Origin of the sequence: Lysinibacillus sp. NPDC097195, from assembly GCF_044762075.1 — a bacterium.
GTDB lineage: Bacteria > Bacillota > Bacilli > Bacillales_A > Planococcaceae > Lysinibacillus.
On sequence record NZ_JBIWDP010000001.1, the window covers coordinates 2,297,469 to 2,309,622 of the forward strand.

Sequence of the window (12,154 nt, forward strand, 5' to 3'; positions counted from 1 at the left end):
AGACACCTCCTTAATTATTAATTTTCGACACTTTCGTAATATGTGGTATTAATGAAATTTGTTGAAGTACTTTATCCTCAATATTTTGATCAATTTCGATAACCATTAATGCCGTTAAACCACGTTCTATTCGTGAAACTTCCATGTGGCCAATATTAACATTATGCATCGCTAGGCAATTCGCAACATTTGCTATACAGCCTGCGCGATCATCGTGCACAACAAGAATGGCTGGCATCCCACCTGTTAAACGAAGTTTGAAGCCATTGACCTCACTAACTTCAATTTTTCCGCCACCAATTGAAATACCTACAATCGACATTTCACCTTCATCATCTCCGAACACTAATCTTGCTGTGTTTGGATGCTCCGTATTCGCTGTTTCAGGAATAAACTCATATTCCAATCCGGCTTTTTCCGCATGTTCAAAGGCCGTTTTAATTCGCTCATCAAATGTATCAAAATCTAGTAAACCACCGATGATGGCTACATCTGTCCCATGTCCTCTGTAAGTTTCAGCAAATGAGCCGTATAAATGAATTTTCACCCATTTTGGTTGTCTGCCAAACAAATCTCTTGCGACGCGTCCAATACGTGCTGCACCTGCTGTATGAGAAGAGGAAGGACCAATCATTACAGGTCCAATAATATCAAAAACTGATGTAAACTTCATACAAGCACCCCTCTATTCTTTTCGTATAATAATTTTTACAATTAGTTATATCATGCTTGATAGTTACTATAAAAGTAAAGCACTACTTTATCAACTTTCAGAAAATTAAAAACGGCAATAATTTATAATGAATTTATATTATTTCTTTATTGTCCATTCTATAAATACAAACTTCCCAACATGTTGGTATTCCAGTATTTTCAAAACAACTGTCCACTGAAGAAATACATAAAACTATCTACTTTGTTCATGTCCTCTATGTTTTCACATGCCATATTCCTTTTACCATAAACAAAAGCAGTACACAACTTGTGCACTGCTTTGCCTAGCCTTTTACGCATTTATCACATATTACTCTACTGAAATAATATATGGATATAATCCTTGTTTACCGTTAAATAACTCCACTTCTACATCTGGGTAATTCTCTTCGATAAATCGGATTAGTGCAGCGGCATTTTCTTCAGACGTATCTTCACCATAAATAACCGTTACAATTTCAGCATCTTCATCTACTAAATCTGTAATGACCTTTTCAGCAGCATCTTTTAATGCTGGTGTAGATAACACAATTTTCCCCTCAGCAAGTGCCATAAAATCATCTTTATGGATTTCTACGCCATCAATAGATGTATCTCGCACCGCATAAGTTACTTGACCTGTTTTCACATGACTAAACGCTTCGGTCATCGTTGCTTGGTTTGCTTCAACCGTTGCTTCTGGATTAAACGATAGAATGGCTGCCATCCCTTGAGGAATCGTTTTTGTCGCAACAACTGCTGCTTCAATGTCCAACAGCTCAACAGCCTGTTCCGCTGCCATTACAATATTTTTGTTGTTCGGTAAAATAAGGACTTTTTCTGCACCAATTTCCTGAACAGCTTTTACAATATCTTCTGTTGAAGGATTCATCGTTTGACCGCCTTCAATTACATAAGAAGCGCCAATTGAACGAAGTAATTCAGCTACGCCTTCACCCATCGCAATAGTGACAATGGCATATGGGTGCTTTTCAACTTTCTTCACAGGAGCCGACGCTTTATGGTCTTCACCAACAATAGCTGAATGTTGCTCACGCATATTATCTACTTTGATTTTAATCAAGCTACCGTATTTTTGCCCCATTGCTAAAACGGCACCTGGTTGCTCCGAATGAATATGCACTTTAGCAATTTCTTCATCTGAAATAACAAGTAAAGAATCACCTAATGGGTTTAATTCATTACGGAATTGTTCCTCACTAAATGGCTCTTTATCGTCTTCTAAACGAACCATGATTTCCGTACAATAGCCAAATTCAATGTCAGCAGTATTCATGAAATCTTGCGCTCTGTGATGTTCTGCATTGATCAAATCGTCTAACGTTGCATCATTTTTCTTCGGTAATGGCTCGCCTTTTAAGGAAGCTAAAAATCCTTCATAAACAAATAACAAGCCTTGGCCACCACTGTCCACGACACCAACTTCTTTTAACACTGGTAAAAGATCAGGTGTACGTTGTAGCGAAGCCTTTGCTTCAGCAGTAAAAGCTTCCATCACCGCAATGATATCGGTTTCACTTTCAGCCACTTCAACACCTTTTTTTGCCGCTTCACGTGCAACAGTCAGGATTGTTCCTTCAACTGGTTTCATCACTGCCTTATAAGCTGTGTCTACACCCGCTTGGAAAGCACCAGCAAAAGCTTTAGCATCAATTGATGCATCTTTCTCCACAAATTTCCCAAAGCCGCGGAAAAGTTGTGATAAGATAACACCCGAATTCCCACGAGCTCCCATTAGTAAACCTTTTGATAAAGCTTGTGCTGTTTTTCCAATATGTTCTGATGCATGTAGTTCTGTTTCTTTGGCACCAGATGTCATCGATAAGTTCATGTTTGTCCCTGTATCTCCATCAGGTACTGGGAATACATTTAAAGAATCTACATAATTTGCATTTTGGAATAGGTGATGAGCACCCATTTGCACCATTTCAGCAAATTTTAATCCGTCTAAAGACCGCATTCGATTTTGTTCCTCCTCTTACTCATTCGCTACACGAACGCCCTGCACAAAGATATTGACAGAATTTACGCTCATACCTAATGTTTTATCTACTGTATATTTCACTTTCGATTGCACTTGATAAGCAACTTCCGAAATTTTAGTCCCGTAACTAACAATAATGTACATATCAATATGTAAATCTTCGTCTTGTTGTCGAATTACAACACCTTTTGCAAAGTTTTCTTTACGTAAAATATCAGTCAGACCATCACGAATTTGATGTTTAGATGCCATGCCAACAATACCGTAGCATTCTATAGCAGCGCCACCAGCAATTTGTGCAAGTACATCTGTTGAAATATCAATTTGGCCGAATTCGTTATTTAATTCTATTGACATAGAAATGCCCCCTTGGCTCTTTTTGACTAAATTATATTGTACCACTTAGGGTATACATTAAGCAACCTAAGTTGCCTTGAAAGCGCCTTGTGTCAACGTTTTTAGCGTTTCACGCCAATCTTCACTGTTCACACTATTTGTTGCGAACAATTGTTAATCAACTTTGTCATAGCTTTGCCTGAAGTTATACTGTCAAAACCTATTGCCTCTTTTATTTATTACAAACATAAAAAAGCTGATGTTATAAACATCAGCTTCATGTATAAATTGTTTGAGTGCCAGGCACTTCACTTAGGATCCTAGGCTATTATCGGCTCCTAAATCGGATAAATCCCCTTTGCTTCCAGTGCCCACCATTGTCACCACGGATGGCTTGCCCATGTTCTAATATGTGAACAGGCGTCTACGTAGATTTTTACTTGGTCATTAGAAAATTGTGTGAGTGCCAGGCACCGTGCTTTTACATTAAGCTTTTAATGAGCGTTTCAATCATCACAGGCATTTCCTTGAAGGCACTATCCACATGTAAACGTTCTGTCTTTTGGTGGGCGTCTTTGCCGAATGGACCAACGTTTAATACTGGACCTTGTAATTCGGACATTGCTTCAAATGGAATACTATACGTATCACCATAAACCGGTGTGTTACGTTCAAAAGCAGTCCAACCATTGGAGTCGTCAGTGTAATTAACGTAGCTTAAATCACAAATGCCGTTAAAATAATGAATTTGTTCGACGTCAATATCAAACGTTTTCGCTGTGTTTTTCATTAGCTCGATAGATTGCTTTACTAATGGATGTTCGGATGAATTAATAGCAGGATAATATGGCGGTGCATATAACAACACTGTTGCTGGTGTTAGCTCCTGACAACGAATCATCAATTGGTCGACAATACGAATCGACTTCTCACGATCATCCCATAATGTATTTTCAAGTACTTGTTTCTTAATATGTTGCACTTCCTCGGCGCCCAGTTTTTGAATAGCATGCGCCAATACTGTTTCGTAGCGTAGTACTCTTACTTCCCCGACACCCTGAACTTTTTCACGTTCGCAAATTTGTTTATATTGCGTATTACACGCCGCCATCGCCTCTAATGCCACTTGCTCAAAAATTTCCATGACCTCTGTCGCTGTGCGCTTCAACAAAAATACATTGTAAAGTGCAGCTGCGCGATAGGGTGTTTGTGTGGAATATTCCATTTTCAAATCTTTTAATTGTAGCGATACCGGTAATGGCGTACTTTCACCTAAATCCGTTTCTCTAAATACAGGATTCCACTCCATATGTTGGGTCATATAAGATGCAATATAATTGGCTGTCATGCCTTTTAATGGCTCACCGACATGGGTCTCTTTGCCATAAAACAAAGCAGCAGGCATAATTTTTCCAATTGTACCCGAATAAATATATTCATTAATATCAGAAGGTCCTTGTGAGAAAGAAGGCTCACTATTTAAAAATAACTTATACGTTAAACCATATTGTTCACGCAGTCTTACTAACTCAACTACTGCTGCACGCATACCTGCAGAGTTTACTTCTTCATCTGGTACTGCTGTTAAAATAAGATTAATTGGCCATTGTTCGATACTCGCTTTTTCAATCAACTGCATATGCAATGCAAGGCCCATCTTCATATCCATTGTGCCGCGACCAAACAAGTAATTACCCGATTCTAAATCAATTCTAGCCGCCTCTGGTAAGTCTTTTTTATATTTAGGTTCCATCAGCTTGCTCGTTAATTCTTCAGGACGACAAGAAAGTGGCTCAAGTTCTCCATATTCCTCTGTATGAACGGTATCAAAGTGACTAATAAGCACGATTGTTTCTGTTGCCGTCGGATGCTTATACAATGCTGTTACCGCATGGCGCCCTAGCCCCGCATCATGCAATTCGATATGGGTAGCATTGTCCTGAAAATAAGTAAGCGTTTGCAACTTATTTCTTAACTTATAGGCAAATTCATTTTCACCCGGTGTTAACGTTCGGCTCTCCCAGCTTACAATCTCACATAATAGCGCACGAAGTTTCTCCGGTGTATTCCAAAAATAATTGTTCATATTCAAAATCTCCTTTAGTCGATATAAATGCTATTCCTAAACTAGGAGCATTTCATTATGAATTTAGTGACTCCTCTTTTTCAGAGGAAACTGTAGTTACTTTACTTAATTTCACTTTATAAAACAGCATACAGGCTACAAAGAATCCTATGCCGTATAACAGTCCAATTCGTTGTGTTGGATCGAATGCTAAAAACACAAGAATGATAATACAAAAGATAATGCAAAATAGTGGAATTAACGGGTATAGTGGCGTTTTAAACTTTAAGTCTGCCACCTTGCCGCCGCCTTTAACATAGCGGTAGCGGAACATTAGTTGTGACATTGCGATACCCATCCAAGAGATCGTCACCGCAATTCCTGCAATCGACATAAGCAATACAAACACCGTATCTGCTTCCATCACACTAGTTAACAAAGACAGTAGTGAAAATAACATTGTAAATATTAGCGCATTTAATGGCACTTTATTTTTAGTTAAACGCCCAAAATATTTTGGAGCCATTCCTTCTTTTGACATTGACCATAGTAAACGTGTTGACGCATACAGACATGAGTTACCAACAGATAATATGGCAGTTAAAATAACGAAGTTCATAATACCCGCTGCATACGGAACACCCGCAATTTTCATCAATGTGACGAAAGGACTTTCAAGAAGACCCAGTTCCGATGATGGGAAAATTGCAGAAAGTACAATAATCGACGCAATATAGAACACGATAATGCGAAATAAGATTGTTCGTATTGCTCTTGGAATGTTCTTTTCTGGATTTTCTGTCTCACCTGCCGCAATACCTACTAACTCAGAACCTTGATAAGAGAAAATAACATTCATCATCGTCACAAAAATAACGGCAATCCCTGCAGGGAATAATCCTGACGGCGCTAAATTCGTTAAGTGCGGAGTCGGACGATCCGCCAAAGGAATCCACCCAAATATTGCAGCCGCACCAATCAGTATAAAGGCAATGACGGCAACTACTTTAATGCTCGCAAACCAAAACTCTGCCTCTGCAAAGCCTTTTGTTGTTAAGGCATTTAATGTAAACAAAAGCACCATGAAGACAGCACACCATATCCAAATCGGCACATTCGGGAACCATTGCTGCATTATAATGCCTGCTGCGGTGAACTCTACTCCTGCGGTGGCAGCAGAACCAACAAAGTACATCCACCCTAAGGAAAATCCTGCAGATGGGCTTATAAATCTTGTAGCATACGTCTGGAAAGAACCTGTTACAGGCATATACACTGCTAATTCACCAAGGCAGTTCATAACCATATATAAAATAAAGCCACCAAACAAATAGCCAATTAACGCTCCACCTGGGCCGGCTTGATTGATTGTATAACCTACATTTAAAAATAATCCTGTCCCAATCACACCACCAAGTGATAGCATTAATAAATGTCGACTCTTCATAGAGCGTTTCAATACATTATTATGCTGTTGTTCCCCTTTGCTCAAAGTGTTTCCCCATTTCCATAAGTTGTCAAAATATTGATTATTCAGATATTTAAAGGACTAAAACACCCAATCAATTTTCTCCCTACAAATTGATTGGGCATATTTCATTTAATTAAAAGCGTAGTGATAAACAGCTTAAGCCGCCGTCATGCTTTCTAAATTCAGACATATCAAGTTCGATTGTTTGATAACCTAAGTCATTTAGTTTGCGATTTGTTTCAGGGTAGCCTGCTGGAATAATGATATAATCATTTACTTGGATGCAGTTTGCTGAATACTCATCTTCTTGTGGAATAATAATTTTTTCGTAAGAATCAAATGCAGGATGCTCGATAAACTCTCCAGCAACGACCATGCGATTTTGTCCAACGTATGCGATACCCGTTTTTAAATGGAAGAACTCTTTTAATGGAATGATCGTAGCTTCATAGCCTTCTTTTTCAACGATTTCTTTAAATTGACGAGCACCTTCTTCATTTGTACGATCTGAAATACCTACATAAAATTTCTTTTCAGCTTGTAAAACATCACCGCCATCAAGTGTACCAGGTGCTTCGATGTAATATAGTTTGTCATAGAATTTTTTAACCGCCGGCTCGATATCTTCAATTTCACGATTACGCGCTTCTGCCCCTGGGTTTGTAATAATAGCAAATTCAGAAGTTAGCACAGCAGTATCTTCTACAAAAGTAGCATCTGGGAAAGCTTCATCTGCTGCAAGTTGTGTCACTTCTACGCCACATTTTTTTAAAGCCTCTACATATTGTTCATGTTGTTGGAATAATTTTTCTAAAATAGGTTTTCCTAGATCACTTGTTGTTAAACCGTTTACAAAACTGTTCCCTGGATTTTTGACAATGACATTTTTAAACATAGTATATCGTCTCCTTTTTTATCCTCTGATTACTGGACAAGTTAGACATGTTGGTCCACCTGTTCCTTTTACTGTAATTTCTTCACCTTTATATTCATAAACTGTTGCGCCTGCATCTAATAACTGCTGTTTTGTAACAGGGTTACCTTCCGGGATGACGCACACTCTCGGCGCTAGCGCCAAGACATTACAGCCTAAAGTGTCATATTCATCTTTCGGTACTTCAACTAACTGAATGCCACGCTCGATAAGCAGTTGTCGTAAAAATACCGGCATTAAACGAGAATGTACTACTGCTAAATCCTTGTCCACCATACTAATAAAGGACATTAAGTGTAAGCATTCTGCTTCACCTAAGTCATGCGGGAGTTGTACAACGATAAATTCATCTACGACATCCGCAGTCATTTCTTTGATTTGACGAATTGCTTCATCATTTGTGCGATATCCACGACCAACAGCAAGTGTACGGTCATCAAGCCAAACAATATCCCCACCATCTGAAACAGCATCGCCTGATAATTCCCCAATAATAGCAATGTCTTTGCTCTGTAAAAATTCTTTGTAAACATTCGCTTCAGGTTGTCTTAATTTCTTGCCAGATTTCAATATAATTGCACCGTGTGGTGTGAATTTCACAGGATCGTGCGCGTAAAGCGAATCTAACCCTACGTCATTAGACACTGGCAAATAGTCAATTTTTTCAACATACTTCTCAAGAATTGCTATAAATTCAGCATACTCTGTCAGCGCCTCATTATAATTTGGTTCTGATAAATAGTTGTAAGTTTTCCATTCATCTGTAAGATGCTCTTGACTAATAAAAGCTTCTTTTGGATGTTTGACAATTACGTGTTTTAAAGGTGCATACATGGATGAACAATAATGCATACCTTCACCCCTTTTCCGTGTAGTGGAAAACGTTTCCGTTAAGAGGAAAGTTTATATAAAAAATATATGTGTTTTATGTTATACTGTCAATATATTTAGAAAAATTTTATTATTCTATTTTTGAAAGTAATTTCTTTTCACACACATCTATGAAGAAACTAGACGTACACAAAGAATAAAAATAAAATAAGATATAAGGAGGTGGGACAACTATGCAATTATTAGAACGAGCAATGACAATTGCCAAAGTGTTAGCTTCACAAGCAACGGAAGGCAGTTTGTCTATTTCAGAGCTATCCACCAAATGCGATTTACCACTGAGTACATTACATAGAATTCTAAAAGCGATGATTGCACAAGGAATGATTGAACAAGATGAACAAACGAAACACTATCGTCTCGGCACAATATGGATGGAATTAGGGTTACAAGTGTATGATACGATGGACTACATTAGCAAAATTAGACCAGAATTAGAGCGGCTAGCAAGAGAAGTTGAGGAAAGTGTTTACTTAAGCAAGCCCGCAGGTTTAGATACAATTATTATCGAAAGAATTGATAGTGCAGCAAATCCTATTCGTATTTACGATCAACTAGGTATTCGCATTCCAATGCATATCGGCGCAGCCAATAAAGCATTGTTAGCCTCTATACCGACTGTACAAGCGAAGGAAATCATGAATCAACTCGTTCCAGTTGAGGAAATGGCTGATTTGGAAGCACAGTTAGAACAAATACGTGCACAAGGGTATGCGATTAGTCACGGTGAGCGCACAGCAGGAACTTCCTCCGTTGCGGTTGCTATTTTTAATGGCTTTGGCGACATTATCGGTGCCGTTAGTATAGGCTTTGTCAGCTTTAACGTCAGCGACGAACATATCAATTTCCTTACACAGCAGCTAGTCGAAACAGGGAAACGCGTTTCTACAAAGCTGGGCTACCGTGGCAGGTAGTTTATACTAAAAAAACACTGCTCAATGAATCTAGTACCATTGTACAGTGTTTTTTTCATAGCAGTTTTTTGTCTGTAAAGGTTTTTTTCTTGAAAGGTTATGTGAAAACTGTTGCACTGAAAGACTTCGTATGTTAAATTATTATGGTATGTGAAATACCGAACTGAAATAATAATCTTTCAGCATCAACTGTAAGGAGGGAATACAACATGCCAAAACAATGTGTAATCACTGGACGTAAAGCTCGTACTGGTAACAACCGTTCCCACGCTATGAACGCTAACAAACGTACTTGGGGCGCTAACCTTCAAAAAGTTCGTATCCTAGTTAACGGTAAACCAAAACGTGTATGGGTTTCTACTCGTGCTTTAAAATCAGGTAAAATCGAGCGCGTTTAATAGCCGCTTCTAAAAAATCGATTTCGCATCTAGCGTAAATCGATTTTTTTCTTTCATTATGTAAGGCAAACTACCAACCGCCTTTATATAGCTTTAAACAGAAAAAATCCGACTGGCCTCAGTCGGATTTTTTCGCTTCTTTCTTGTCTTTTTTAAATAGGTTAATACACGTACGCGTAATACTACTAACAACTTTGGGCAATTGGAACGTATATACTTTCAGGACTCTCTCCCCCTTACGCTAATCTATGCTTCTTATCATTAAACATATGCCTTGCGTAAAAGATATAGACCCTAAAGTGCCTATTATTTCATTACTTGTAAAACGTGATGAGCCTAACGAGATTTCTTCGTTTGTCGTTTCATATTTAACATGTCTTAATGTAACCCCTTGAATTGGTTGCTCATGTGCAAAGAAGGACAAATAGCGATAGCGCTCATCTGCTTGAATTGTGTGCGTGCCTGGCACCAAAAACTGCAACATATTTGCATGATTAATAATTTTCAAGACAACTTGAGGATACTCGATCTGTAAACGGTATATCGACCGAACAGCAGCTTCATAGTGATCTAAGCGACCTCCTGTGACACCTGTTAACACAATATCACTAGGTGAATAGCTTAACGCCTTTAACAGCGCTAAGTCTGTATCCGTTTCGTTCTTTTCTTCTTGGAAACGCTGTGCATCTTGAGTATGCGTCATAACAAATTGATATTCTTCTTTTGTTAAGGAATCAAAGTCGCCAACGATGGCGTCCGGTATAATGCCTCGCTCAATTAAATACAGTGCTCCACGGTCCGCACCGATAAAGAGAACGTCATCTCGCTTTTTATACGGCTCAAAGGAGCATAGCTCCTGTTTTGGACCGCCCGCACAAACGATAACCGTGGTCATGCTTTGATCGCAGCCTCACCAGCAGCTAAAATCTCTTGTAGTGCCGCTGTGCGGTCTTCTTTGCTGTAAATCGCTGAGCCCGCTACAAAAATAGTTGCTCCTGCTTGTGCACATGGAACAATCGTTTCCACATTAATGCCACCATCAATTTCAATCGCAACGTCTAAGTTACGCTCTTTAATAATTGTTGATAACGCTTCAATTTTTGGTACAACCGAATGAATGAACTTTTGACCACCAAATCCAGGATTCACTGTCATAAATAACACCATATCAATATCTTCTAAAATGTGTTGAATCGATTCAATCGGTGTATGCGGATTTAACACAACCCCTGGCTTCACACCATATGAACGAATCAATTGAATTGTGCGGTGTAGATGACGACAAGCTTCAACATGGACCGTAATATAGTCCGCTCCTGCTTTAGCAAATTGTTCGATATATTGATCTGGATTTTCAATCATTAAATGAACATCTAACGGTAAATCAGTTAAAGGACGAATGGCATCTAAAACAATGGAGCCAAATGAAATATTCGGTACAAAATGACCGTCCATCACATCGATATGAATAAGCTTTGCACCTGCTCGTTCTACGTCTTTTACTTCTTCTCCTAGTTTTGCAAAGTTTGCTGCTAAAATTGATGGTGCTATTTGTATCATAATTAATACCTCGGCTTTCGATCCATAATTTCTTGCATAAATTGTTCGTAATGCTTGTAGCGGTACTCACGAATTTCTCCAGTTTCCACCGCTGCCTTTACTGCACATTTAGGTTCCTTTAAATGCAAGCAGGCTCTAAATTTACAGTCCTCAGCAATTCGTGAAATCTCTGGGAAACATGCACCTAGCTCTTCTTTTTCAATTTCATCAAAATCAAATGAGCTAAATCCTGGCGTATCCGCCAATAAACCGTCACATACTTCGATTAACTCAACATGACGAGTCGTATGCTTGCCTCGTCCTAAACTCTGCGAAATAATGCCTGTTTTTAAATTTAAATCGGGAATTAACGTATTAAGTAGTGTTGATTTCCCAACACCGGATTGTCCAGCAAGTACCGATGTTTTGTTCTTTAATATTGGCTGGAGACGTTCTACTAACTCTTCCTCACCCTTATAAGTTTGAAGCACTGTATAGCCCATGTTTTCATAATCTTCTATATAGCTCTGTAATTCATCACGCTCATTGTCATCCACTAAATCCATCTTTGTGAGACAGATGATTGGGTGTACATGAAATGACTCTAGAACGACTAAGAAACGATCCAATAAAATCGTATTAAAGTTTGGCTCTTTTACTGAGAACACTAAAATGCCTTGATCGATATTGGCAATCGGCGGTCGCACTAATTCATTTTGACGATCCAGTATTTTTTGAATCGTACCATCTGAGCCTTCTGTTTCAAGTGTATACTCAACAAAATCGCCGACAAGTGGAGATTCTCCGCGATTGCGGAATACCCCACGTCCTCGACATTGTATGAGCTCTTCGCCATTATAAACATAATAATAGCCACTTAATGCTTTACGAATTTGGCCTTGCGCCAT

General features: G+C 38.7%; 13 protein-coding genes. 2 read left to right on the plus strand and 11 right to left on the minus strand.

Translation table 11 applies throughout. The features are described from left to right. Nucleotides 1-10: 10 nt before the first annotated feature. The 7 genes from sdaAB to ACIQXI_RS11940 all read right to left on the minus strand — a co-directional run bounded on the left by sdaAB (nucleotide 11) and on the right by ACIQXI_RS11940 (nucleotide 8,356). Nucleotides 11-673 carry an L-serine ammonia-lyase, iron-sulfur-dependent subunit beta gene (gene sdaAB, locus ACIQXI_RS11910; protein WP_402924895.1) on the minus strand — a complete coding sequence of 221 codons (663 nt, stop codon included), beginning with the start codon at nucleotides 671-673 and terminating at the stop codon, nucleotides 11-13. 351 nt (nucleotides 674-1,024) lie between these two features. After that, nucleotides 1,025-2,674 carry a DAK2 domain-containing protein gene (locus ACIQXI_RS11915; RefSeq protein WP_402924898.1) on the minus strand — a complete coding sequence of 550 codons (1,650 nt, stop codon included), beginning with the start codon at nucleotides 2,672-2,674 and terminating at the stop codon, nucleotides 1,025-1,027. An 18-nt stretch (nucleotides 2,675-2,692) separates the two neighbouring features. Next, nucleotides 2,693-3,055, minus strand: coding sequence for an Asp23/Gls24 family envelope stress response protein (locus ACIQXI_RS11920; protein ID WP_402924901.1), 363 nt, complete (start codon nucleotides 3,053-3,055; stop codon nucleotides 2,693-2,695). 460 nt (nucleotides 3,056-3,515) lie between these two features. Next, nucleotides 3,516-5,120 (minus strand): M20/M25/M40 family metallo-hydrolase, encoded by a 1,605-nt coding sequence (locus ACIQXI_RS11925; protein WP_402924904.1) that lies wholly within the window; start codon nucleotides 5,118-5,120, stop codon nucleotides 3,516-3,518. 55 nt (nucleotides 5,121-5,175) lie between these two features. Then, entirely contained in the window at nucleotides 5,176-6,546 is a 1,371-nt protein-coding gene (locus ACIQXI_RS11930; RefSeq protein WP_402925757.1) for an amino acid permease, read from the minus strand. Nucleotides 6,547-6,703: 157 nt separating this feature from the next. Beyond that, nucleotides 6,704-7,465, minus strand: a complete 762-nt coding sequence (locus tag ACIQXI_RS11935; protein ID WP_402924907.1) for a dimethylarginine dimethylaminohydrolase family protein — start codon at nucleotides 7,463-7,465, stop codon at nucleotides 6,704-6,706. An 18-nt stretch (nucleotides 7,466-7,483) separates the two neighbouring features. After that, a complete protein-coding gene (locus tag ACIQXI_RS11940) occupies nucleotides 7,484-8,356 on the minus strand; it encodes a dimethylarginine dimethylaminohydrolase family protein (protein WP_402924909.1) in 873 nt (290 codons plus the stop codon). Between the two features lie 212 nt (nucleotides 8,357-8,568). Here ACIQXI_RS11940 and ACIQXI_RS11945 point away from each other — a divergent pair, with 212 nt between their 5' ends. Together ACIQXI_RS11945 and rpmB are read left to right on the plus strand one after the other, a co-directional pair. Further along, nucleotides 8,569-9,309: an IclR family transcriptional regulator gene (locus ACIQXI_RS11945; RefSeq protein WP_402924911.1), complete on the plus strand. Its 741-nt coding sequence runs from the start codon at nucleotides 8,569-8,571 to the stop codon at nucleotides 9,307-9,309. Nucleotides 9,310-9,518: 209 nt separating this feature from the next. Next, entirely contained in the window at nucleotides 9,519-9,707 is a 189-nt protein-coding gene (gene rpmB / locus ACIQXI_RS11950) for a 50S ribosomal protein L28 (protein WP_173477799.1), read from the plus strand. Between the two features lie 118 nt (nucleotides 9,708-9,825). Here the strand turns inward: rpmB and spoVM are convergent, their stop codons facing one another. From spoVM to rsgA, 4 genes are read right to left on the minus strand one after another with little or no spacing between them, the layout of a single operon-like run. Continuing rightward, complete coding sequence (spoVM, locus tag ACIQXI_RS11955) at nucleotides 9,826-9,930, minus strand: stage V sporulation protein SpoVM (RefSeq protein WP_401020558.1); 105 nt, start codon at nucleotides 9,928-9,930, stop codon at nucleotides 9,826-9,828. 18 nt (nucleotides 9,931-9,948) lie between these two features. After that, complete coding sequence (locus ACIQXI_RS11960) at nucleotides 9,949-10,602, minus strand: thiamine diphosphokinase (RefSeq protein WP_402924913.1); 654 nt, start codon at nucleotides 10,600-10,602, stop codon at nucleotides 9,949-9,951. Next, entirely contained in the window at nucleotides 10,599-11,267 is a 669-nt protein-coding gene (gene rpe, locus ACIQXI_RS11965) for a ribulose-phosphate 3-epimerase (protein ID WP_402924915.1), read from the minus strand. Before rpe ends, ACIQXI_RS11960 begins: the two co-directional genes overlap by 4 nt. A gap of 2 nt (nucleotides 11,268-11,269) precedes the next feature. Beyond that, on the minus strand, nucleotides 11,270-12,154 hold the full coding sequence (gene rsgA, locus ACIQXI_RS11970) for a ribosome small subunit-dependent GTPase A (protein WP_402924917.1): 885 nt from the start codon (nucleotides 12,152-12,154) through the stop codon (nucleotides 11,270-11,272).

Bases quoted from the DNA above. Each gene is read 5' to 3' on its own strand.
- sdaAB (WP_402924895.1), bottom strand. From the start codon at position 673: ATGAAGTTTACATCAGTTTTTGATATTATTGGACCTGTAATGATTGGT.
- ACIQXI_RS11915 (WP_402924898.1), bottom strand. From the start codon at position 2,674: ATGCGGTCTTTAGACGGATTAAAATTTGCTGAAATGGTGCAAATGGGT.
- ACIQXI_RS11920 (WP_402924901.1), bottom strand. From the start codon at position 3,055: ATGTCAATAGAATTAAATAACGAATTCGGCCAAATTGATATTTCAACA.
- ACIQXI_RS11925 (WP_402924904.1), bottom strand. From the start codon at position 5,120: ATGAACAATTATTTTTGGAATACACCGGAGAAACTTCGTGCGCTATTA.
- ACIQXI_RS11930 (WP_402925757.1), bottom strand. From the start codon at position 6,546: ATGAAGAGTCGACATTTATTAATGCTATCACTTGGTGGTGTGATTGGG.
- ACIQXI_RS11935 (WP_402924907.1), bottom strand. From the start codon at position 7,465: ATGTTTAAAAATGTCATTGTCAAAAATCCAGGGAACAGTTTTGTAAAC.
- ACIQXI_RS11940 (WP_402924909.1), bottom strand. From the start codon at position 8,356: ATGCATTATTGTTCATCCATGTATGCACCTTTAAAACACGTAATTGTC.
- ACIQXI_RS11945 (WP_402924911.1), top strand. From the start codon at position 8,569: ATGCAATTATTAGAACGAGCAATGACAATTGCCAAAGTGTTAGCTTCA.
- rpmB (WP_173477799.1), top strand. From the start codon at position 9,519: ATGCCAAAACAATGTGTAATCACTGGACGTAAAGCTCGTACTGGTAAC.
- ACIQXI_RS11960 (WP_402924913.1), bottom strand. From the start codon at position 10,602: ATGACCACGGTTATCGTTTGTGCGGGCGGTCCAAAACAGGAGCTATGC.
- rpe (WP_402924915.1), bottom strand. From the start codon at position 11,267: ATGATACAAATAGCACCATCAATTTTAGCAGCAAACTTTGCAAAACTA.
- rsgA (WP_402924917.1), bottom strand. From the start codon at position 12,154: ATGGCGCAAGGCCAAATTCGTAAAGCATTAAGTGGCTATTATTATGTT.